Here is a 22,007-nt window from a genome sequence, read left to right on the forward strand (position 1 = left end):
AACACTACTTTAAATTGTGTAAACTTATGATCACTCTCGCGTCAATAGCGCGCTGTAGAAGCCGTCGCCGCCATCGATCGGTGTAAACATCCGCTCGGCGCAACAATGCCAACCGGGGTTGCGCGCGATGAACGCGTCGATCTGCTCCCGGTTCTCCGCGTCCAGAAGCGAACAGGTCATATACGCGATCGCACCGCTTGGTGCGACAATATCCACGGCCCCATCAAGAATCTCAGCCTGAACCTTCACCAAGTCCGAAAGCCTGTCTGGCGTGAGCGTCCATTTGGCGTCAGGCGCCCTACGCCATGTGCCACTGCCGGAACAGGGCACATCCAGCAAGACAAGGTCAAAACGCTGGCCTATCAGTGCCTTTCCATTCCGGATCGAGACCGCAACCCCGGCGCGGCGTGCGCGCTCGGGCAGATCGCGCATTCGTTGCGGGGCGACATCATGGGCGGTGTAGTCAGCATCGCAAAGGGCCGCCATTGCCAGGGTCTTGCCGCCGCCCCCAGCGCAGAAATCGAGCACCTTCATGCCGCGACGGAGCGGCAGCGCCGCGACGGCGGCTTGAGGACTTGCGTCCTGAAGCTCGACCAAACCACTGAGATACGCCGCCGAGTTACGGATCCGCCGCGCGCCCCCAATGACTTCGATGGCAGTTTGCGTCAGCGGATGCGGCTGCGCCTCGACGCCGTCGTCAGCCAGAGCCTCAATAGCAGCAGGAACATCCGCGCGCGCGGAATTGACCCGCAGAAATACAGGTGCGCGCTCACGAAAGGCCTGCAAGACGTGTGTAAAATTTTCGCCCAACGCGTCCTTCAGAGGCACCATAAGCCAATCTGGACAATCCAATGCAACCGCCTCGGGCAGCGCGCCGGCCTCCGGCGCAACAGAAAGGGCATTACGCTCGGTCTGAGACAACGGCAGCGGCGCGTACGCTTCCCCGGTGAAGAACTCGTCCGGCTCCTGCCCGGCAGCGCGAAGCGAACCGAGGATCAGCGCCCGCCCGCTCGGCGTATGGGCACCGGCCATCGCTGTAAACGACCGCAGACAACGTAGCGCGTCATAGACATGATCTCGGATCGCTGCCCGATCACCTGACCCGGCAAATCGGCTGGCCCGCGCCCATGACGTCAAGGCCTGTTCGGCCGCAGCCCCGGAAAGCACCCGGTCCAGAATGTCGATCGCCGCGCCGAGCCGTGCCGCCGGGGTCATGATCCCGCCTTCCGATCCGCTTGAGGATCGCCCCGCAAGACAAGGCGATCACATGGTTTTACATCACCCGGTAATTGGGGCTTTCACGCGTGATCTGCACATCGTGGACATGGCTTTCCTTCAGGCCCGCCCCGGTGATCCGGACGAAACGGCAGTTCTTGCGCATGTCGGCCACCGTCCGGTTGCCGGTATAACCCATCGCCGCGCGCAACCCGCCGACAAGCTGATGCACCACCGCCGCTGCTGAACCCTTATAGGGCACCTGGCCCTCGATCCCCTCGGGAACGAGCTTGTCCGAGGCCGCGTCCTTCTGGAAGTAGCGGTCTGCCGAACCCCGCGCCATGGCGCCAAGCGACCCCATGCCGCGATAGCTTTTGAAGCTACGCCCTTGATAAAGAATGACTTCCCCGGGGCTTTCATCCGTGCCCGCGATGGCCGAGCCAACCATGGCGCAGGAGGCACCTGCCGCAATGGCCTTAGCGAAATCGCCGGAATACTTGATGCCGCCATCGGCGATGACGGGCGTCTCACCCGCCGCGCCCGCCGCATCCATGATCGCGGTCAGTTGCGGCACACCGACACCGGCGACAATCCGCGTCGTACAGATCGACCCCGGCCCGATCCCGACCTTGATCGCATCGGCCCCGGCCGCGATCAGCGCCCGCGTCGCCTCGGCTGTTGCCACGTTCCCGGCGATGACCTGCACGTTGTTCGAGAGCGCCTTTATCCGCTCAACCGCCTTCGCCACGCCTTCGCTGTGACCATGCGCGGTGTCAATCACGACCATGTCCACGCCCGCCTCGATCAGCGCCTGTGACCGCGCGAAACCGGCGTCACCGACCGTCGAGGCCGCCGCGACGCGCAACCGACCGAGTTCATCCTTGCAAGCATGAGGGTTCAGCACCGCCTTTTCGGTATCCTTAAGCGTCAGGAGACCGGTCAGCTTACCCTGCCCGTCCGTGACAAGCAGCTTTTCGATGCGCCGCGCCTTCATCAGCGACTTCGCCTGATCGAGATCGGCGGGCTCTGTCAGAACCGCCAGATTATCCGCGGTCATCATCACCTTGACCGGCGTCTTGTCATCCGAGGCAAAACGCATGTCGCGGTTGGTGACGATGCCCACAACACGACCACCCTCGTCGACAACAGGAAAGCCGGTGACGTTGTAGCGGTCCTGGAGCGCCTTGGCATCGGCCAGCGTCTGGTCCGCAGTCAGCGTGATCGGGTTATACACAACGCCGCTTTCGAACCGCTTCACCCGGCTGACCTCGGCCGCCTGCTGCTCGATGTCGAGGTTGCGATGGATCACGCCAATGCCACCGGCTTGCGCCATGGCGATGGCCATTCGCGCCTCGGTCACGGTGTCCATGGCTGACGACAGAAGCGGGATGTTCATCCGGATCGACTTCGTCACCCAGGTCGATGTATCGGCATCGGATGGCAGGACACTCGACGCCGCTGGAACCAGAAGCACATCATCGAAGGTGAGAGCCTCGCGAATCTCCATGGGGGACCTCATAGGGAGCTTTCGTTTGGCGCTTCCCTGTTTCATGGGGGGGCCGGGATGGCAAGCCCTAATTCCCGGAATAAGCGCCAATTGCTTGCACCGGCCCGTTCGCCGTGCTCAATCCGGAGAAATGAGGGAGGAAACGATGCGGGTGGCCATTGTCGAGAATATTGACGGTACGTCCCTGGGATCGGTCGGTCAGGCGCTGAACGAAGCTGAGGCTGAATGCACACTGTTCAGGCCCCGGCATGACGGTCGGCTTCCTGCCGGTCCGGACGCCTTCGACGCGCTTGTAGTCCTTGGCGGCGAGCAATCAGCCGTCGACGATGCTGACCATCGCTACCTTGAACCGCTGTCCCGGCTGATGCGCAGCTACGGCGAGTCCGATCGCGCCGTTCTCGGCATCTGCCTTGGCGCACAACTTCTGGCGCGGGGATATGGCGGGACAAATCTGATCGGGGCAGCGCCCGAATTTGGCTGGCTTAACGTGCAGACGACCGTTGCTGGACTAAGCGACCCTGTCCTTTCCTCCGCCGGTGCGGCGTTTCCGATATTCCAGTGGCACCGCGATACGTTCACTTTGCCTCAGGGTGCAGTGCACCTCGCCGAAAACAGGGGCGCCACTCATCAAGCATTCCGCCTCGGTCGAGCTGTCTACGGCACGCAATTCCACTTTGAGGCCAATCGCACCGTCGTTGCGGACTGGACCCGCGACTTCCCGGAGGCTGCCGAGGTGATGTGGCCCGGCTGGAGCGCCGATCACGCGGCTGAGGAAGCCATTCACGGCGCCAAGGCCGATGCCGCGGGTCTCGCGCTTGCCCGCGCCTGGGTCAGCCTTATCTAGGCAGTCGCCGCGTTGGTCTTTACGGCAAGTTGTCCGCCCGCCCAAAGACGAATAATCCAGAAAGCGATAGGCGGGACGATGAAGGTGGCAAGCGCTAACGCCGCTATTCCGGGCCAGTGCCAAATGCCGCCCAAAGTCAGCCACAAAGATGCGGTCGCGGCAGCGGGGAAGGTGAAAGCCCCCCAAAGCGCGGAAAACCCACCCGCCGTCAGCCAGAGTACACGCACGAGAAGCCAGACGAGGATCACTGCCGACAGCGCTGCAAAACAAGTCGCTACCGCTTCAAGTCCGAGCGCCGCAGCCACCAACCCCAGAAGTGCCGCCGGAGAGAGATGGATCGCTTGAATCGGACGCAAGGGGGGTGGCACCGTTTCGCGCAGCACCTGCTCAAGCCCCACGGCCCAGATCCAGACCGCGATCAGTGTCGTTACACCGAATACAGCAAGCGCCCCGAACGGCGAACCAAGCTGGGTCAGGGCAAGCGCCCCGATGATAAAGCCGACGAAATTCAGATGCCATACCGGCGTAACGCGCCTCTGCTCTGCGGGTCCGGTTGCGAAAACAAAAATCAGAACCAAGACCAATACGCCATGAGCGGCGAACCCTGCCATTGCGATCACATAAGCGACGGACGCTGCATAGGGCGCCAAGGCAAGTGCCAGCAAATAGAGGCAGAGAACCATCGTTCCAACCCCGGCACGCCCCGGCACGATGCGCAATTCCTCAATCAACACGCCCGGCCGGCGCGCAAGTTTCGAAAGATAGGCGACAAGTGCGAAGAGGAACAGCAATGACGCCGCGCCGAGGATCACCTCACCGATGCCCTCAGGCCCCGAGACAGCATCAGCGGCCCGCCGCCATGCCAGACCAAGTCCGAACAACCCCATGATCGACGGAAAAACAGCCGGAGGCGTGCGCCGCCACAATCCGGGCTTCGTCGCTGGAGGAGGTTTGAACGCCATCTCTTGGGTGCTCCGATGTTATTCACCACCGGAGGATGGCGAAGCGACGCCCGGGATGCGAGGCTTTGCGGGTTCGACACGGAAAGTTTCCTGCGCGATGCGGCTTTTCGGTCGCGCACGAACGGACACAGATCGCCCGGCCTTCCCTCTGCGGCAAATCGCGCGCAGTGTTGCGGAGAAAGGTCAAGCATCTTCGCGGAGGGAGCCTGATGGGTGGACACGGATATGAAAGCGGCCGGCTCAATCTGCCTTTCGTCGGAATATCGACCTTCGGCAAGCGCCCCTACACAGAGGACTGGAGCAGGATCGAGGCCGATGTCGCGATCCTTGGCGCGCCGTTCGACTTTGGTACGCAGTTCCGCCCCGGCGCGCGCTTCGGCCCGCGCTCCGTGCGCGAGGCCTCTACCCTCTTTTCCTTCGGCCATGCCGGGGCCTATGATCATGAGGACGACGCCACATATCTCGGATCTGATGTTCGGATCGTCGATATTGGCGACGCCGACATCGTGCATACCGATACCGAAAAGAGCCATGCCAATATCGAGGCAGGCGTGCGCGCGATCCTGAAAGCCGGCGCCCTGCCCGTGGTGATCGGCGGCGACCATTCGGTCAATATCCCGTGTATCCGCGCCTTTGACGATCAGGGGCCGATCCATATCCTGCAGATCGACGCCCATCTCGATTTCGTCGACGAACGCCATGGGGTGCGCCACGGCCACGGCAACCCGATGCGCCGCGCCGCCGAGATGGTCTATGTCACCGGCCTGACGCAACTCGGTATCCGCAATGTGTCATCGACCGCGAAGGAAGGTTATGAAGCGGCCCGTAATATGGGTGCGGATATCCTGTCGGTGCGTCAGATCCGCAAACTTGGGACCGAAGCGGTTCTGGCGCGCATCCCGAAGGGCGCGCGCCTTTACGTTACCATTGACATCGACGGCTTCTGCCCCTCCATTGCACCGGGTACCGGAACCCCCAGCCATGGAGGCTTCCTTTATTACGAGGTTCTGGAGCTTTTGCAGGGCGCTGCGCGGGCGCACGACATAGTCGGCATTGATCTGGTGGAAGTTGCGCCGGATTATGATCCGACCGGCTCCACCGCCATCCTGGCGGCGCAGGTGCTGTTGAATTTCCTCGGCTTCATCTTCCATGAACGCGGCAAATCCGCCGGTGCATCTGCATGACCCAATTCATTGCGCCTGTGGCCGGGGTTCACCGTCCGGTGGCCGCAGCCTTCTGGATGATCGGCTCGATCCTCGGCTTTTCCGCTCTCGCGATATCGGGACGCGAGATCGGCGCGGCGCTCGATACGTTCGAAATGATGCTTTACCGATCGCTCATCGGGGTCATCGTCGTGGTGGCCTTTGCGAGAACGACCGGCCGCCTGAACGAGATCGAGCTCCGCCATCTTGGTCATCACGCCTTGCGCAACATCATCCATTTCGCCGGACAGAACCTCTGGCTCTATGCGCTTGCCCTCATTCCGTTGGCGCAACTCTTTGCGGTGGAGTTCTCGAGCCCGCTGATCGTCGCTCTGACGGCACCGTTCTTTCTGTCCGAACGGCTGACGCGAACCAAACTGATGGCGGTGCTCATCGGGTTTTGTGGCATCCTGATCGTTGCACGACCGTTTGGAACTGGCGGCCTATCCGTCGGTCTTGTCACAGCCCTGCTCTGCGCCGTGGCATTTGCGGGCACGGCCATAGCAACAAAGCGCCTGACCCGTCGCGCATCAATCATCGGAATCCTCTTCTGGCTGGCGGCCATGCAATCAATCTTCAGTCTGATCTGCGCCGGTTATGACGGGAGCATCACCTGGCCGGACGCCGAAACGATTCCCTGGGTCATCGTGATGGGTCTGGCCGGGCTCGGCGCACATTTCAGTCTGACCAAGGCCCTCACGCTCGCACCCGCCTCGGTCGTGACGCCCGTCGACTTCCTGCGCCTGCCCGTCATCGCGCTGATTGGTATGGCCTTTTACGCCGAGCCGCTCGACCTATTGGTGATTTTTGGCGGAACGATCATCTTTTTCGCGAATCTGCTCAACATCCGCGCCGAAGCAAAGTATCGTTACGTCACGACCTGATCTTCATAGATAAGTACGCTGCGTCACAAATTGACGTGCGCTTAATGCCCCGCATAGGGTCGGTGCAAAAAACAACACAAGCAACCACGATCTTGTTAGGGATGAGGAAAGAATGAACAGAACTCTGGCCGTGACGAGCGGTCTCTTACTAAGCGCGTCAACAGCCTTGGCTGGAGGCCTCGAGCGGTCGGCCCAATCCGTGGCGATCCTGTTTGAGCCGGGTAACTATGCCGAGTTTACGCTCGGTGCGTTTAACCCCGTTGTAACCGGCGTCGGCAATGGTCCTTTCGCAGGGCTTGTGAGCGGTGATATGGCGGGAAGTTATGTCACCTATTCGCTCGGTTACAAGCAGGCCCTGAACGACAAGGTTGACCTCGCGATTATCGTAGACCAGCCGATTGGGGCGAGTGTCAGCTATCCGGCGGGCAACGCACCCTACCCGTTTGCAGGCTCGTCAGCAGACGTCGAGTCGCTCGCCGTCACCGGACTGCTGCGCTACAAGCTGCCATCGAATTTTTCCGTCATTGGCGGCGTTCGCGTGCAGGCATCCAAGGGCCAGGTTCATCTCGAAACTCCCGTCCTCACCAACTACGATCTATCCGCAGATCGCGACACGGCACTCGGTTATGTGATGGGCGTTGCTTGGGAAAAGCCCGAGATCGCAGCCCGGGTGGCCCTGACCTACAACTCGAAGATCGATCAGAGCTACGACACGGTTGAAACCGGTCTTGCGTTGATCCCGCTGAACGGCACGCTCGACGTTCAGATCCCGCAATCGGTCAACCTTGAGTTTCAGACCGGCATCGCGGCCGATACGCTTCTCTTCGGGTCGATCCGCTGGGTCGACTGGACGGTCTTCGACATTACGCCACAGTTCCTTGGCTCACCGATCGTGTCTTATTCGAACGACATCGTGACCTACAATCTCGGCGTCGGCCGCAAGTTCAACGAGCAGTGGTCTGGCGCGGTTCTCGTCGGTTACGAAAAGAACCTCGGCGATCCGGTCGGCAACCTTGGCGCGACCGACGGCTATACGAGCTTTGGGCTTGCTGCGACCTACAAGGTGGACAACATGAAGATCACCGGCGGTGTCCGCTATGTTGCCATCGGCGACGCGACGACAACTTCCGTCGGCTCCAGCTTCAACGACAACTCCGGTATCGGTGCCGGTATCCGCGTCGGCTACAGCTTCTGAACAGCCGCAAAGATTCAGGTTGCAAGGCCCCGCTTCTGGCGGGGCCTTTGCGTTTCCTGTGCAGCCCCGCGAAAAATTGCGTGATCTTCTTTGCTGATCCGGTTAGGCAAACGCCGGAACGGCAATCGGGATTTCGGTGATGATCTACCAGTCGGCGTCAGAGTGGCAGGCAGCAAAGCGTAAGCGGGTGCTCGTGTTCGGCATGTCGGGGCTCGGCAAGACCCATATTGCCAATCTCCTGCGCGCGGGCGGCAATTGGTTCCACTACTCTATCGATTACCGCATCGGCACCCGCTACATGGGCGAACATATCGCCGACAACTTCAAGCGCGAGGCGATGAAGGTGCCGCTCTTGCGCGAACTGCTGATGACGGATTCCGTTCACATCACCTCCAATATCACCTTCAACAACCTCGCGCCGCTATCGACCTATCTCGGCAAGCCCGGCGATCCGGCCAAAGGCGGTTTGCCCTTCGCCGAATACATGCGGCGTCAGGATCAGCACCGGACAGCCGAGATTTCCGCCCTGCTTGACACCGTCCATTTCGCCGATCGGGCGCAATCGCTTTACGGCTACGATCACTTCATCTGCGACAGCGGCGGGTCGATCTGCGAGGTCGTGGACCCTGACAATCCCGCCGACCCTGTGCTAACCGCACTGTCGGATGCGGCGCTCATGGTCTGGATCAAGGGTTCTGACGCCCATACCGAGGAACTGATCCGCCGTTTCGACCGTGCGCCGAAGCCGATGTATTACCAGCCCGACTTCCTGCACGCGGCCTGGGCGGAGTATCTGAAAACCAACGGGCTGACGGAAGAAAAGGTCGACCCCGACGCCTTCGTCCGCTGGGCCTATTCCCGCGCGCTTGCCCATCGTCAGCCGCTTTACGAGGCAATGGCGCGGAACTGGGGCATCACGGTCACCGCGGAAGAGGTGGCGCAGATCCGTACGCCCGGCGATTTCGAAAGCCTTGTCGCTGCGGCCCTTGAGGCCCGCGCCTGACCGACCTATCTCTGGCCTTCCGAACAGGAGAACCCGGATGCCCATCACCCTGCCCGAGACGCTGCCCGCCTTCGACGTGCTGTCGCAGGAAGGTGTCATGGTGATGTCGCCGGACCGGGCCGCGCATCAGGACATCCGGCCGCTGCGGATCGGGCTTCTGAACCTTATGCCCAAGAAGATCCAAACGGAAAACCAGTTCGCCCGGCTGATCGGCGCGACACCCCTTCAGATCGACTTCCAGCTGATCCGGATGAGCGAGCACCAGACCCGCAACACCGCCGCCGAGCATATGGAGGCTTTCTATCGTCCGTTTCAGGAGGTGAAGGCCGAAAAATTCGACGGGCTGATCATAACCGGCGCGCCAATCGAACATCTCCCGTTCGAGGAGGTGAGTTACTGGGATGAGCTTCTTGAGGTCATGGACTGGACCCAGACCCATGTCCATTCCACCTTCGGCGTATGCTGGGGCGGCATGGCCATGGCTTATCATTTCCACGGGCTGAAAAAACACATGCTGGACGCCAAGGCCTTTGGCTGCTTCCGCCATCTGAACCTCGCCCCGGCCTCGCCCTATCTGCGGGGATTTTCCGATGACTTCGTCATTCCGGTCAGTCGCTGGACAGAGATGAAACAGGCCGAGGTTGACGGCGCTGAGGGTCTCAGGACGTTGCTCGGCTCGGACGAGGTCGGCCCCTGCCTGATCGAAGACCGCTGCCACCGCGCACTCTATATCTTCAACCACTTCGAATATGACAGCGGCACGCTGAAAGAAGAGTATGACCGCGATGTGTCGAACGGCACCCCGATCAATGTGCCGATGAACTACTATCCCGATGACGATCCGAGCCGGCAGCCGCTGAACCGCTGGCGCAGCCACGCGCATCTTCTCTACGGCAACTGGATCAACGAGATCTACCAGTCGACGCCCTTCGACCTTGCCCGGATCGGCAGCGCAGACGATTCCGTTTAGACCGCGGCGGCCGGAAAAGTTTTGGACAAAACTTTTCCCTCGCCAAAGGGAAAGAATTTTGTCTCAAAATTCTTTCAACCGTCGGGGAAACTGCCGACCGGGCAATTGTGCGCGACCGTGCAATCGCCATACTGAAACCACAAGGTCACGGGAGGATTGTCATGGCGAAGACGCAGAAAACGGAACCGCAGACAATTCCATTTGTCGGCGATATCACGAAGTACCTCGAAAACGAGGCTCCCGCCGCGATCCGCAAAGCTATCGCCGAAGGCGACAAGGACGATATCCTGTCCGGCACCTATCCCTATGACCGCGAGATGAAAGGCAAGGATTATGCCCGCCAGATGGATGCGTTGCAGATCGAACTGGTGAAGATGCTGTATGACTTCCGCAACACCGGCAAACGGCTCTGCGTTCTCTTCGAGGGTCGTGATGCCGCTGGAAAAGGCGGCACGATCGAACGGGTGCGCGAAAACCTGAACCCGCGTTCGGCCTATATCGTCGCCCTGCCGAAACCGACGGAGCGCGAGGCAACGCAGTGGTATTTCCAGCGCTATACCGACTGGCTGCCTGCCGCCTCTGAAATCGCACTTTTTGACCGGTCCTGGTATAACCGGGGCGTCGTTGAACATGTCTTCGGCTTCTGCACGCCCGATCAGCGCAAGCTTTTTTTCCGCCAGTTGCCCGACTTTGAGAAGATGATGGTCGACGAGGGGATCACACTGGTGAAGCTCTGGCTGAACGTGGGCCGTGCCGAGCAGCTTCGCCGGTTTCTAAAGCGCGAGAAGGACCCGCTGAAACAATGGAAGCTCAGCTGGATCGACGTCGAAGGGCTGAAGAAATGGGACGCCTATACCGACGCCATCCGGGAAACGCTTGCAAAGTCGCATTCTAAGCACGCGCCCTGGACGGTGATCCGGTCAGACGATAAGGCCCGCGCCCGCATCGCAGCGATCCAGACGATCCTCAATCGCGTGGACTATGCAGGCAAGGACAGGACGGCCATCGGCAAGGTCGATGGCAAGATCTGCGGGGGCCCGGACCTTCTCGATGCCTAAGCAGGGCTATCATCACGGCGACCTGAGGCGTGCGCTGGTCGATGCGGCGCTGATGCTGATCGAAAAGCAGGGTCCACAGGGCTTTACCCTGTCGGATGCGGCAAAGTCGGCCGGCGTGACGCCCGCTGCCGTCTACCGCCATTTTGCCGGCCGCGACGACCTCATTGCCGAATGCGCACGGCAGGGGTTCGAGATTTTCGCTGACCTCATGGATCACGCCTATAACGGCGGCAAGCCTTCTGCCCTGTCCGCTTTCGAAGCCACGGGCCGCGCCTATCTTGCCTTCGCCCGCAAATTCCCCGGCCATTACATGGCGATGTTCGAAAGCGGCATTTCGCTGAACACGAACCCCGACCTTGCCCGGGCCTCGGAACGGGCGCGGCAGGTCTTTTCCCGCGCGGCTGAAAAGCTGTCGCAGCATATCCCGGCGGACAAACGGCCCCCGGCCGCGATGTTTTCGGCCCATATCTGGGCGATGAGTCATGGCGTCGTGGAACTCTTCACCCGCGGCAAACCCGGCGCAAGGGCCCCGTTTCCGCCCGAGGAACTTCTTGAGGCCGGGATCGGTATCTATTTGCGTGGCCTCGGCCTTGTGCCGCCAGACGAATAGGCGTGGTGGCAGTGCCGAACCAGCCGCCAATTGTCGCCCTTAAGCAAAGGCGCGGGTTTACCCCAATAACCGCGAATAGAGCAGGATACCGGCCTGCACCAATACACGCTCAGCCGGGCGCCAGAGCGCGTTGAAGGCGAAGGGGTCGAGCCGCGTCGCCTGAGCCAGCACCGATAGTGGCTTGCGCCCGTCTATCCCGGCCAGCAGAGGGGCCACGTCACGCGATAGCGTCAGCCGGGTCTTCTCAGCCCCGCGGGCGATTGTGATCTCACCCTTGCGCGCCACCTCGCGCGAGAGATCGGCACCGCTGACGCCCTTCAGATGCGGGACTGATGCCATGTCCTTACCCGGAACCGGGATCACCCGGTTTTTAGGAGCGGCATAAACAACATGGGTCTTGATCGTGCCGTCGAGCCTTTCGGCCAGTGCCATTCGTGAGGTCGGGTCAAGCCCGTTGGGCAGCGCGATGCCATCGGGCAGGAACCGAGCGAGATCGTAGAGCCCCGCCTGTGGCGCACCGGCAAAAGCGAGCCCCGCCGCCTCAAGCGCCGCGATGAGGTCGTCGATTGCGAAAGGCCGGTCCTGCGAATGCAGAAGAAGATCGTAGAACCCTGCATCGCCCTGTTCATGGTCGACGAGATGCGGATTGCGCTTAAAGGGATGACCATCGGGCAGCCTTTCGTAAATCGATTTCGCCGCCTTCAGCCGTGCCTTCGGCGTCATCCCATCGGTCAGTGTGCTGAAAGCCTCCTGCAACGGATAGACGCCGGAACGGCCGTAAGGGGCATAGACCATCAGTCCCATGCCCCCTTCTGGCGCCAGCGCCCGCGCCAGTGCGTCAAACCCCGCCTGAGGTTCGGGCAGGTGATGCAGCACCCCGCAGCAGTCGATATAGTCAAAGCTGCCATAGCCGGCGGCATCGAGGAGGCTTCCGGTCTCGAACCGGATACTCTTCAGTTCCCGCACCTTCGCCCGCTCCTCAGCTATCTTGCGCGAGGCACGGGAGAGGTCGAGATAGGTGATCTCGTAGGGTCGCCCGGCGGCAGTCAGGACGGTCGCCACCTGAATGAGCGCATCCCCTGTCCCGCCACCGGCAACCAGCGCCCGAAGCGGTCGCGACCAGTCGCGTTTGCCACCCCAGAGGAAATGGTCCATCTCCAATGGATGCGAGGGCGAGCCGGTGATCAGCCGTTTCCGCTCATCGGCGGGATTGCGCTCCGGATAGGGATAGGCCTCGTACTGTTCGCTGACCATGTCCATACCCGCCTCCCCCTTCACCGATGCTCCCTCCTAGCAAGCGTGGCGGAGCGAAGCAAAGCCGGAAACGGAAGCAGCCCGCGTGAAATCCATCGGACTCCAACTGACGTGTTGCGGCATCAGGGAAACTGCAAAACTTTAAGTGCCATCCACACTTAGCCCAAGGCCCACTGAGGGGCCCCAGGCCTTGAAGCATCCGGGGCGTCAGGCGTGCGCCCCGGCCTTGGCCGAGATATGCAGCGCGGACTTGCCTTCAGTCACCTGTGGCGCGGGCGCTCCGATGTGACCGGCATTGGCCTTCAGCCATTCCTTGGCGACGGCGAGGCTGCGGTCCGTGCCGGCCTTGTCCTTGCAAACCGTCACGGTGAAACAGCCGTCGTCGGTCTCGACCAGATCATAGCTGACCAGACCGGGCACATTCCCGATGAGTTTCTCGACTTCGTCTTTGCGGGAAACAAGGAGCTTGGTCAGATCGGCCGCGCCCTTACCGGTATAACTGCGTGTCATAACATGCATCGTCAAACCTCCCTATGACGTCAGTTGGACATCGTCGTCGGGCGTTCTCTCTCGCCCGAAGGCGACTGAGAGAGAATACCCGAAATGGGGCGAATCCGACAGGACGTTCTGTGTTCAACCCGCTGCCAGGCCCTTTTCGACACGTGACCCGCATCGCGGATACACGTAGAACAATGGAAAAGCCGGAAACGGACGCGATCCGTGTCGCAATCGGACGGGATTGCGCGACCGGAGGGCCGGATGCTCGGGCCTGAAAACGGAGAGCCCCCATGGACACGCACTATTCCGACACCCGCAAGATCGATCCGACCAAGGGCAAGGCCCTGGGGGATGGCAGCCCGAACGACAACAACCGGATCGAGATCGGGCCGACCCAGTTGGCGTTCCGCGAATGGGAAGCGGCGGGGCTTACGCTGCCGAACCTTGAGCGGATGCGGGAGTTCCGCTGGAAACGGCTCACGCAGCATGTCGTCGAGCGCGGCTGGGGCGGCATCCTGCTCTTCGATCCCCTGAACATCCGCTATGCCACGGATGCGACGAACATGCAGCTTTGGAATACCCACAATCCGTTCCGGGCGCTTCTTCTCTGCGCCGATGGCTACATGGTACTCTGGGAATACAAGAACTCGCCCTTCCTGGCCGAGCACAACCCGCTGGTCCGTGAGGTCCGGTCGGGTGCGTCCATGTTCTACATGTCGACCGGCGACCGGGGGGAGGCAGCGGCAAAGCGCTTCGCAGCTGATGTCGATCAGGTGATGCGCGAACATGCCGGGACGAACCGCAGGCTCGGTGTCGACAAGATCATGGTTCACGGCCTGCGGGCGCTGGAAGGCGTAGGATTCATCGTCGGGGAAGGCGAGGAATGCACGGAAAAGGCCCGCGTCATCAAGGGACCGGACGAAATCCTTGCCATGCGCTGCGCCCATGACGCCTGCGAGAAGTCCATCGCCGCGATGGAAAAGGCCTGCCGCGAAGGCGTGCCACAGGGCAATATGAGCGAGGATGACGTCTGGGCCGTCCTCCATGCCGAGAACATCAAACGTGGCGGCGAGTGGATCGAAACCCGGCTGCTTGCCTCGGGACCACGCACAAATCCGTGGTTTCAAGAATGCGGGCCGCGCATCATCCAGCCGAACGAGATCGTGGCCTTCGACACCGACCTCATCGGCTCCTACGGTATCTGCATCGACATTTCACGGACATGGTGGGTGGGTGACGCCAAACCCACCAATTCGATGATCTATGCCATGCGCCACGCACATGAGCATATTGCGACGAATATGGAGATGCTGAAGCCCGGCGTGTCCTTCCGCGATCTGGTCTTCGGTGGCCACAAGCTCGACCCGGAATTCGACCGTCTGAAATACGGGGTCAAGATGCATGGTGTCGGTCTGTGCGACGAATGGCCCTCGATTGTCTATCCCGATGCATGGGAAGACGGCGCCTTCGACTACGAGGTTCAGCCGGGCATGGTGCTCTGCGTCGAGGCTCTAGTCAGCCAGGATGGCGGGAACTTCTCGATAAAGCTAGAGGATCAGGTCCTGATCACCGAGACAGGATACGAGAACCTTACGAAATATCCGTTCGACGAAAGGCTGATGGGGCTGGCCTGACCAGCCCCATCCCTTAATCGTTCGTCCAGCCCGAGGCGCGCACATTGCCGTGCCAGTCTTCGACTGCGACCGCTGTGCTGGCGTTCGGGTAAGGAACGGTCGGGGCCGACGCGACAATGGCCATGCCGCCAAGGACGAGAAGAATGAGCCCGAGCGATAACGATGCGGACGGCTCGGGTGCGGTGTCGCGGTTGATGCAATCGGTGCATGTCATGGCAAATCTCCTTGGGTGGGGGTCGTTCTCCGTCCTATCTAGGCGCGCGATTAGAATTATTAAAACGAATGTATGTTCTGATATTAATAACGTATCGTGATGAATTATGGTGAGTGGCTAGACGCCTCGCCCTCACCACTACGTGACGACCCGGTCACATTCCTTGTCATCCCCCCGGATTGCACCAAGTCTTGCGGGAGCGCGCAATACGGAGAGAGAAATGGCAACCGAACGCATCACCTTTCCCGGCCATTCCGGGGCAGAGCTTTCGGCGCGGCTCGACCTGCCCGAAGGCCCGCATCTTGCCCCCGCACTCTTTGCCCATTGCTTCACCTGCGGCAAGGATGTGATCGCCGCCCGTCGCATCGCCGCCCGGCTGGCTGCGATGGGAATTGCGACCCTGCGCTTCGATTTCACCGGCCTTGGCCAGTCCGGGGGCGACTTCGCTGAGACGGGGTTTCTGTCGAACGTCGCCGACCTGATCGCCGCCGCCAACTATCTGGACGGGCGCGACATGGCGCCCGCTCTGATCATCGGTCATTCGCTGGGTGGCGCCGCTGTCCTGAAGGCCGCCGGACAGATCGAAAGCATCCGCGCGGTGGTCACCATCGGCGCTCCCTTCGATCCCGGCCATGTCACCCACAACTTCGCTGGCGCTCTTGACCGGATCGACAAAGAGGGCGTGGCCGAGGTTGATCTCGGCGGCCGCCCGATCCGAATCGGCCGGGATTTCGTGCGCGAGGTTGCGGCCGAGGAACTCTCGGCCTCAATCGCCAGTCTCAAACGCGCGCTTCTGGTGCTGCATGCCCCCCGCGACCAGATCGTCGGGATCGAGAATGCTGGCGCCATCTTTTCCGCCGCGAAACATCCAAAGAGCTTCGTCACACTCGACAATGCGGATCACCTTATCTCCGACCCTGCTGATGCCGACTATGCCGCCGAGGTCATCGCGGCGTGGGGCGCGCGCTATCTGAGTCTGAAGCAGCCCGAAGCCCCGAAAGGCGCGCCCGAAGGCATCGTCCGTGTGTCCGAGGCTGACCCGGAGGGCTTCCTCCAGCATGTCAATGACGGTCCGCTGCACCATGCACTGGCCGATGAGCCCGAGGCCTATGGCGGCACCAATCGCGGCATGTCGCCTTATGGCTTCCTTGCAGCGGGTCTCGGCGCCTGCACCTCGATGACGATCCGCATGTATGCACGGCGCAAGAAATGGAAGCTGACTCATGTCCGGGTAGATGTCAGCCATTCCAAGGTCCATGCCGAGGACTGCGCCGATTGTGACAAGGGCGCAAAGATCGACGTGTTTCTGCGCGAGATCACGCTGGAGGGTGATCTGGATGATGAACAGCGCGCAAGACTCTTGGAAATTGCTGATAAATGCCCGGTCCACCGCACGCTTGAAGCCACGTCCCATATCAAGACGGCACTGACCGCACCCGCTTGAACAATCCAGCCCTCCGGGCCATCGTGCGCGCAAGTTCGGGGGGTGTGAATGCGGATCGCGGCCAACAATATCCATCTGGAAGTCGAAGAGCACGGCGATCCCGGCGCTCCGGTTCTGATCCTAGTCCGGGGGCTGGGTTCGCAGATCGTTCACTGGGCTCCCGAACTGATCACCGGCTTTGTGGCGGCAGGCTACCGGGTCGTGACCTTCGACAATCGCGATGTGGGTCTGTCCGACCGGTGCCCGGCGCCCGGGTCGCAGGGTGATGCCGACGCCATTCTCGCGGACGTGCAAGCGGGGCGGGTGCCGAAGCCTGCTTATGACCTGCAGGACATGGCACGCGATGTCACGGCGCTTATGGATGCGCTCGGCATCGAGTGCGCCCATGTGTTCGGCATTTCCATGGGAGGCGCCATCGTTCAGATTCTCGCTTGCGACCACCCGGACCGCTTTCGGTCTGCGACGATCGTCATGTCGTCAGCCCGATTGCGTGGCCTTGATCTGGGCGAACGCCTGTTGTCCCGGCCGGTGGATCGGGCGGGATATGTCGATGGTGCGCTTGCTGGCGATCGCGAATGGGGTAGCCCGGGTTATCCGGCATCGGAAACCTATCTCAGGGCGCAGGCCGAACGCGCCTACGACCGCGGGGCCGAAGCGGAGGGGGTAAACCGGCAACTGGTGGCGATCCTGAACACGTCAGACCGGCGCAATGCCCTGGGGCGCGTTACCCTGCCCTGCCTTGTGATCCATGGCACCGATGACACGCTGATCCCGCCGGAAGAGGGGCGCGAAATCGCGTCGCTGATTCCAGATGCGGAACTGGAGGTCATCGACGGAATGGGTCATGTCATCACGCCCGCGCTCGCGCCTCTTATCGTGGAGCGGGTGAACCGCTTTATCGCAGGTCGTTCTGTCTGAGCGCCCTGATCAGCGCGAATACCGGCTGGTCATCGTATAATCCTTGCGCGGCCCTTTCACCGTCCATTCCGCCTGCCAGTCAGGCCATCCACCAAAGTCGTAGCGCACGCGGTAATCATCGGGATCGCAGGCATGATGTGCCGCCGGATCAGCCGGATCGAAATCGTGAAACACCCGGCCATCACAATAATCGACCGCAATACGCCCGCCCGCGTCGCGCCAAAGGTATTCCCGCACTGCGGTCATTGGCGGACCGCCCGTAAGGCTCAGCAGCCCTTCCTCGCGGTAACGCAAGACATCGCCGTCGGCCACGAAACGCGCATGACCCTCAAACCGACCTTCTTGACCTGAGAGGCGATCTTCGATCACCCGGTCGATCTTCCAGTTTCCAATGAAATCATAAAGTTCAGGAACAAAGCTCATTCGTCGGAATAACTCCCGACCGACATATCGCCGCTCGCTCCGGCAAAGCGGAACCGCCCGGTATCAACATCCCGCTCCAGAGTATAGCAGCTCCACGTCGCCGCTGGTGGCCAGTTCGAACAATACTCATCACCCTCCACCCGCCAGCGCCCCTCGCTGAGACCGGACCCGACGCTATACGTCGTCGCGCCACTTTCGCGGAAGACCTGAACGGCGCCGTTTTCATAGGTCAGTTCACGCTCGTCGAGCGCCTCGGCAATGTCTGCCCCGCCAAGCACCTGCCAGTCCTCTGCAAGAACCGGCGTCGCCAGACAGAGCCCTACCGCCACTATCAATCGCCGCATCATCTCCCCTGCCCGCTTGCCTCCGGTACGCCGCCAGTCTAGGACACGCCCGCGCGTCCCTCAAACGGAAAGGCCCCACGGATGATCCCCCGTTATTCCCGCCCCGACATGGTTGCCATCTGGTCGCCGGAAACTAAATTCCGAATCTGGTACGAGATCGAGGCCCATGCCTGTGACGCGATGGCCGACTTGGGCGTGATCCCGCGGGAAAACGCGGAAGCGGTGTGGAAAGCCAAGGATGTGGAATTCGATGTGGCACGGATCGATGAGATCGAGGCCGTCACCAAACACGATGTCATCGCCTTCCTGACCCATCTGGCCGAACATGTCGGCAGCGAGGAGGCGCGCTTTGTCCATCAGGGCATGACCTCGTCCGATGTGCTCGACACCTGCCTGAACGTGCAGCTGGTCCGCGCAGCGGATATCCTTCTGACCGGTGTCGACAAGCTGCTGGCGGCGCTGAAAAAGCGCGCCTATGAGAACAAGGATACGGTCCGCGTCGGCCGCAGCCACGGCATCCATGCCGAACCGACCACGATGGGCCTGACCTTTGCCCGCTTCTATGCCGAGATGGACCGCAACAAGAACCGGCTGGAAAAGGCCCGGTGGGAAATTGCGACCGGTGCGATTTCCGGTGCGGTCGGCACCTTCGCCAATATCGACCCCGCGGTCGAGGAACATGTCTGCGAAAAGCTGGGCCTCCGCCCCGAACCGATTTCGACGCAGGTTATCCCGCGCGACCGCCACGCGATGTTCTTTGCCACCCTCGGCGTCATCGCCTCTTCGATTGAAAACATCGCCATCGAGATCCGCCACATGCAGCGCACCGAAGTGCTGGAAGGGGCGGAGTTCTTCTCCATGGGGCAGAAGGGCTCCTCGGCCATGCCGCACAAGAAGAACCCGGTCCTGACCGAGAACCTGACCGGGCTGGCGCGGCTCGTCCGCATGGCGGTGATCCCGGCGATGGAGAATGTGGCGCTCTGGCACGAACGCGACATCTCGCATTCTTCGGTCGAACGCGGCATCGGCCCGGATGCGACCATCACGCTCGACTTCGCCCTGCACCGGCTGGCCGGCGTGGTCGAAAAGATGCTGATATTTCCGGAAAACATGCTGGCCAACATGAACAAGTTCCCCGGCCTTGTCATGTCGCAGCGGGTTCTCTTGGCGCTGACCCAGGCCGGTGTCAGCCGCGAGGACGCCTATGCGATGGTGCAGCGCAATGCGCTGAAGGTCTGGGAAGACCGCGTCGATTTCCGCGAAATGCTGCTGGCCGATGACGACGTCGTGAAAGCCCTCGGAAAGGACGCGATCAACGAGAAGTTTGACATGGGCTATCACACCAAACATGTCGACACGATCTTTCGACGGGTGTTCGGGGACTGACACCCCGGCACACGATTCCGTGAACAATAAGGGGTTTCGCGCAGCTTTTGTTTGCGTGGCGCCCCCTTCCGCTGGCACACTCGATCCGAACAGGATGGAGGATAAAATGCCGATGAAGTCTCTGATCACTGCGCTTGCGCTTGCAGCCGGACTTGTCCCGGCGGCAGTTCAGGCGCAAGGGTGCAGCCACGGAGAGCGTCAGGCCCAGATCAGCTGCGCCGAAGGCACGGCTTGGGATGCCGCGACCCAAAGCTGCGTCACCGTCGGAAGCTGAACAACCGTAACGACGCCTTAACCGCTTTCTGAGAGCCTCCTCCGAAGACCGGATCGGAGGTGATGCTACATGACGGCCCTGACACCCTTGTCGCGACCGCAAGCAGGTTCCGTAACCGGTCGTCCCCTCGCACCATCCACCATGACCGGTCGACAGAAGGCCGCGATTATCGTGCGGCTTCTCCTGTCCGAAGGTGGCAACCTGCCGCTGCGCGATCTACCCGACCATCTACAGGCCGCGCTGACCGAACAGATCGGCTCCATGCGCTCGATCGATCGCGACACGTTGCGAAATGTGGTGGAGGAGTTCCTGACACGTCTTGAATCGGTCGGCTTGTCCTTTCCCGGCGGCATCGACGGCGCCTTGCAGATGCTTGATGGCCATATCTCGGCCACCGCCGCCAGTCGGTTGAAACGGCTCGCCAGCGCCTCGGCCAAGGCCGATCCCTGGGACCGGATCGCCGCGCTTGATCCGGAAAAACTCCTGCCCGTCCTGACCGAGGAAAGCGTCGAGGTCGGCGCGGTGATGCTGTCGAAACTCGCCGTTTCGCGCGCCGCCGAGCTGCTCGGTAAGCTGCCGGGCGACCGCGCCCGCCGCATCGCCTATGCGGTCAGCCAGACCGGCAACATAGACCCGGAGACGGTGCGCCAGATCGGCCTGTCGCTGGTCGGCCAGCTGGAAGCGCAACCGATCCGGGCTTTTGACACCGACCCGGTGGAACGGGTCGGCGCGATCCTGAACTTCTCACCTGCCGCGACACGCGATGACGTATTGCAAGGCCTGACCGAGACTGACACCGATTTCGCCACGCAGGTCCGCCGCGCGATCTTCACTTTTGCCGACATTCCAGCACGGATCGAGGGGCGCGACATATCCAAAGTCACGCGCGGCGTGGACCAGGCAACTCTTATCAACGCGCTGGCCGGGGCGGCCGGCGATGACGACAGGGCCGCGGCGGAATTCATCCTGTCGAACATGTCGCAGCGCATGGCTGCCTCGCTGAGGGAAGAGATGGCCGAACGCGGCAAGGTCAAGGATAAGGATGCCGAGGCGGCCATGACCGCTATCATCGTCGCCATCCGCGATCTGGAAAGCGCTGGCGAACTGGTGTTGAAGACCAGCGACGAGGACGACGACTGACGCGCCGGCTGTCGCAGGTTAAATCCCTACTAGGGCGGTCCCGGCCGCTTCCCCCATGCGCTTGTGATCGCGCTTTCGCGCCTCTATGTCTGGCTGCGGAAGGTGCGCGCCGGAAAGATGAGCCGCGCCAGATCGACGAGGACCGATGACGGCGGAGAACGGACTGAAGGCCAGCCTGCGCGACAAAGTGACGGACGGTGCCTTCCGGCTGCTGCTGACGCTGGCCCGGACCCTGCCCTACGAGCGGCGCGTTCCGGTTGCGGGCTGGGTAATCTCGCGCCTCATCGCGCCGCTTGCGGGCTGGTCGCGCCGGGTGCGCGACAACCTTGCACTCGTCTGCCCGGACCTGCCCGAAGCCGAGGTCAGGCACCTTGTCCGCGCCGTGGCCGACAATGTCGGCCGCACCACGATCGAGCTTTATTCAGGCCGCGAATTCATCAAGCGCGTGCGCGACCTGCCGCTGACCGGTCCGGGGGCAGAGGCGCTGGAAGCCGCCCACCGCGGAGGCCGCCCGGTGATCCTCGCCACCGGGCATTTCGGCAATTACGACGTCGCCCGTGCGGCCCTGATCGCGCGCGGCTACCGGGTCGGCGCGCTCTACAAGCCGATGAAGAACCCGCTTTTTAACGCCCATTACCTCGACACGATCTCGGTGATCGGCACGCCATTGTTCCCGCGCGGGCAGAAGGGCATGGGGGCGATGGTCAAGTTCCTGCGTTCGGGCGGTATGCTAGGCCTGCTGATGGACCAGCATATGGGGCGGGGCGAGAAGCTGAGCTTTTTCGGCCATCCGGCCTATACCGCGACCTCTGCCGCCGATCTGGCCTTGAAATACGGGGCCGAGATCATCCCGGTCTATGGCGTGCGGGAACCGGACGGGCTCAATTTCCGGATCGTCACCGACGCACCCATTCCACATAGCGATCCGCTGACCATGACGCAGGCGATCAATGACAGCCTTGAGCGGCTGGTGCGCGACCATATGGATCAGTGGTTTTGGATTCATCGCCGCTGGAAATAGAGGCGCA

The 22,007-nt window shown here is 61.7% G+C and carries 23 protein-coding genes; 15 read left to right on the forward strand and 8 right to left on the reverse strand.

What is annotated here, in order from left to right; genetic code table 11:
- Positions 1-30: 30 nt before the first annotated feature.
- Both OEZ71_RS11490 and guaB read right to left on the reverse strand, forming a co-directional pair.
- Complete coding sequence (locus OEZ71_RS11490; RefSeq protein ID WP_263740135.1) at positions 31-1,215, reverse strand: RsmB/NOP family class I SAM-dependent RNA methyltransferase; 1,185 nt, start codon at positions 1,213-1,215, stop codon at positions 31-33.
- A gap of 58 nt (positions 1,216-1,273) precedes the next feature.
- Positions 1,274-2,722, reverse strand: coding sequence for an IMP dehydrogenase (gene guaB / locus OEZ71_RS11495; protein ID WP_263740136.1), 1,449 nt, complete (start codon positions 2,720-2,722; stop codon positions 1,274-1,276).
- A 130-nt stretch (positions 2,723-2,852) separates the two neighbouring features.
- On the opposite strand from guaB, the gene OEZ71_RS11500 reads away from it, so the two are divergent.
- Positions 2,853-3,566 (forward strand): type 1 glutamine amidotransferase, encoded by a 714-nt coding sequence (locus OEZ71_RS11500; RefSeq protein ID WP_263740137.1) that lies wholly within the window; start codon positions 2,853-2,855, stop codon positions 3,564-3,566.
- Here OEZ71_RS11500 and OEZ71_RS11505 read toward each other — a convergent pair.
- Positions 3,563-4,528 (reverse strand): TDT family transporter, encoded by a 966-nt coding sequence (locus OEZ71_RS11505; protein ID WP_263740138.1) that lies wholly within the window; start codon positions 4,526-4,528, stop codon positions 3,563-3,565. The genes OEZ71_RS11500 and OEZ71_RS11505 overlap by 4 nt on opposite strands.
- Positions 4,529-4,737: 209 nt before the next feature.
- On the opposite strand from OEZ71_RS11505, the gene speB reads away from it, so the two are divergent.
- The 7 genes from speB (at position 4,738) to OEZ71_RS11540 (ending at position 11,450) form a co-directional block, all read left to right on the forward strand.
- Positions 4,738-5,712 (forward strand): agmatinase, encoded by a 975-nt coding sequence (gene speB / locus OEZ71_RS11510; protein WP_263740139.1) that lies wholly within the window; start codon positions 4,738-4,740, stop codon positions 5,710-5,712.
- On the forward strand, positions 5,709-6,614 hold the full coding sequence (locus OEZ71_RS11515) for a DMT family transporter (protein WP_263740140.1): 906 nt from the start codon (positions 5,709-5,711) through the stop codon (positions 6,612-6,614). The genes speB and OEZ71_RS11515 overlap by 4 nt, the downstream gene beginning before the upstream one ends.
- Positions 6,615-6,726: 112 nt before the next feature.
- Complete coding sequence (locus tag OEZ71_RS11520) at positions 6,727-7,809, forward strand: outer membrane protein transport protein (protein WP_263740141.1); 1,083 nt, start codon at positions 6,727-6,729, stop codon at positions 7,807-7,809.
- A 139-nt stretch (positions 7,810-7,948) separates the two neighbouring features.
- Entirely contained in the window at positions 7,949-8,812 is an 864-nt protein-coding gene (locus OEZ71_RS11525) for an ATPase (protein ID WP_263740142.1), read from the forward strand.
- Positions 8,813-8,849: 37 nt separating this feature from the next.
- Positions 8,850-9,782: a homoserine O-acetyltransferase MetA gene (gene metA, locus OEZ71_RS11530; protein ID WP_263740143.1), complete on the forward strand. Its 933-nt coding sequence runs from the start codon at positions 8,850-8,852 to the stop codon at positions 9,780-9,782.
- A gap of 161 nt (positions 9,783-9,943) precedes the next feature.
- Entirely contained in the window at positions 9,944-10,840 is an 897-nt protein-coding gene (gene ppk2, locus OEZ71_RS11535) for a polyphosphate kinase 2 (RefSeq protein ID WP_263740144.1), read from the forward strand.
- Entirely contained in the window at positions 10,833-11,450 is a 618-nt protein-coding gene (locus tag OEZ71_RS11540) for a TetR/AcrR family transcriptional regulator (RefSeq protein WP_263740145.1), read from the forward strand. Before ppk2 ends, OEZ71_RS11540 begins: the two co-directional genes overlap by 8 nt.
- 57 nt (positions 11,451-11,507) lie before the next feature.
- Here OEZ71_RS11540 and OEZ71_RS11545 read toward each other — a convergent pair whose 3' ends face one another.
- Both OEZ71_RS11545 and OEZ71_RS11550 read right to left on the reverse strand, forming a co-directional pair.
- Positions 11,508-12,710, reverse strand: coding sequence for a class I SAM-dependent methyltransferase (locus tag OEZ71_RS11545; protein ID WP_263740146.1), 1,203 nt, complete (start codon positions 12,708-12,710; stop codon positions 11,508-11,510).
- Positions 12,711-12,911: 201 nt separating this feature from the next.
- A complete protein-coding gene (locus OEZ71_RS11550) occupies positions 12,912-13,223 on the reverse strand; it encodes a hypothetical protein (RefSeq protein ID WP_263740147.1) in 312 nt (103 codons plus the stop codon).
- A 269-nt stretch (positions 13,224-13,492) separates the two neighbouring features.
- Here OEZ71_RS11550 and dddP point away from each other — a divergent pair, with 269 nt between their 5' ends.
- Complete coding sequence (gene dddP / locus OEZ71_RS11555; RefSeq protein WP_263740148.1) at positions 13,493-14,836, forward strand: dimethylsulfonioproprionate lyase DddP; 1,344 nt, start codon at positions 13,493-13,495, stop codon at positions 14,834-14,836.
- A 13-nt stretch (positions 14,837-14,849) separates the two neighbouring features.
- On the opposite strand, the gene OEZ71_RS11560 is transcribed toward dddP, so the two are convergent.
- Complete coding sequence (locus tag OEZ71_RS11560) at positions 14,850-15,050, reverse strand: hypothetical protein (RefSeq protein WP_263740150.1); 201 nt, start codon at positions 15,048-15,050, stop codon at positions 14,850-14,852.
- 220 nt (positions 15,051-15,270) lie between these two features.
- On the opposite strand from OEZ71_RS11560, the gene OEZ71_RS11565 reads away from it, so the two are divergent.
- Both OEZ71_RS11565 and OEZ71_RS11570 read left to right on the forward strand, forming a co-directional pair.
- Positions 15,271-16,494 (forward strand): bifunctional alpha/beta hydrolase/OsmC family protein, encoded by a 1,224-nt coding sequence (locus OEZ71_RS11565; protein ID WP_263740151.1) that lies wholly within the window; start codon positions 15,271-15,273, stop codon positions 16,492-16,494.
- 48 nt (positions 16,495-16,542) lie between these two features.
- Complete coding sequence (locus OEZ71_RS11570) at positions 16,543-17,412, forward strand: alpha/beta fold hydrolase (protein ID WP_263740152.1); 870 nt, start codon at positions 16,543-16,545, stop codon at positions 17,410-17,412.
- Positions 17,413-17,421: 9 nt separating this feature from the next.
- Here the strand turns inward: OEZ71_RS11570 and OEZ71_RS11575 are convergent, their stop codons facing one another.
- Both OEZ71_RS11575 and OEZ71_RS11580 read right to left on the reverse strand, forming a co-directional pair.
- Positions 17,422-17,835, reverse strand: coding sequence for a DUF6314 family protein (locus OEZ71_RS11575; protein WP_263740153.1), 414 nt, complete (start codon positions 17,833-17,835; stop codon positions 17,422-17,424).
- Entirely contained in the window at positions 17,832-18,179 is a 348-nt protein-coding gene (locus tag OEZ71_RS11580; RefSeq protein WP_263740154.1) for a hypothetical protein, read from the reverse strand. Before OEZ71_RS11580 ends, OEZ71_RS11575 begins: the two co-directional genes overlap by 4 nt.
- 81 nt (positions 18,180-18,260) lie before the next feature.
- Here OEZ71_RS11580 and purB point away from each other — a divergent pair, with 81 nt between their 5' ends.
- The 4 genes from purB (at position 18,261) to OEZ71_RS11600 (ending at position 22,000) form a co-directional block, all read left to right on the forward strand.
- The gene (gene purB, locus OEZ71_RS11585) at positions 18,261-19,565 is read left to right on the forward strand and encodes an adenylosuccinate lyase (RefSeq protein WP_263740155.1); all 1,305 of its coding nucleotides are present in this window, start codon (positions 18,261-18,263) and stop codon (positions 19,563-19,565) included.
- Between the two features lie 106 nt (positions 19,566-19,671).
- Positions 19,672-19,839 carry a carbohydrate-binding module family 14 protein gene (locus tag OEZ71_RS11590; RefSeq protein WP_263740156.1) on the forward strand — a complete coding sequence of 56 codons (168 nt, stop codon included), beginning with the start codon at positions 19,672-19,674 and terminating at the stop codon, positions 19,837-19,839.
- Between the two features lie 69 nt (positions 19,840-19,908).
- Positions 19,909-20,979 (forward strand): flagellar motor switch protein FliG, encoded by a 1,071-nt coding sequence (locus OEZ71_RS11595; protein ID WP_412175626.1) that lies wholly within the window; start codon positions 19,909-19,911, stop codon positions 20,977-20,979.
- Between the two features lie 145 nt (positions 20,980-21,124).
- Complete coding sequence (locus tag OEZ71_RS11600; RefSeq protein WP_263740158.1) at positions 21,125-22,000, forward strand: lysophospholipid acyltransferase family protein; 876 nt, start codon at positions 21,125-21,127, stop codon at positions 21,998-22,000.
- Positions 22,001-22,007 lie beyond the last annotated feature (7 nt).

This window comes from Albidovulum litorale, assembly GCF_025751495.1.
GTDB lineage: Bacteria > Pseudomonadota > Alphaproteobacteria > Rhodobacterales > Rhodobacteraceae > Albidovulum > Albidovulum litorale.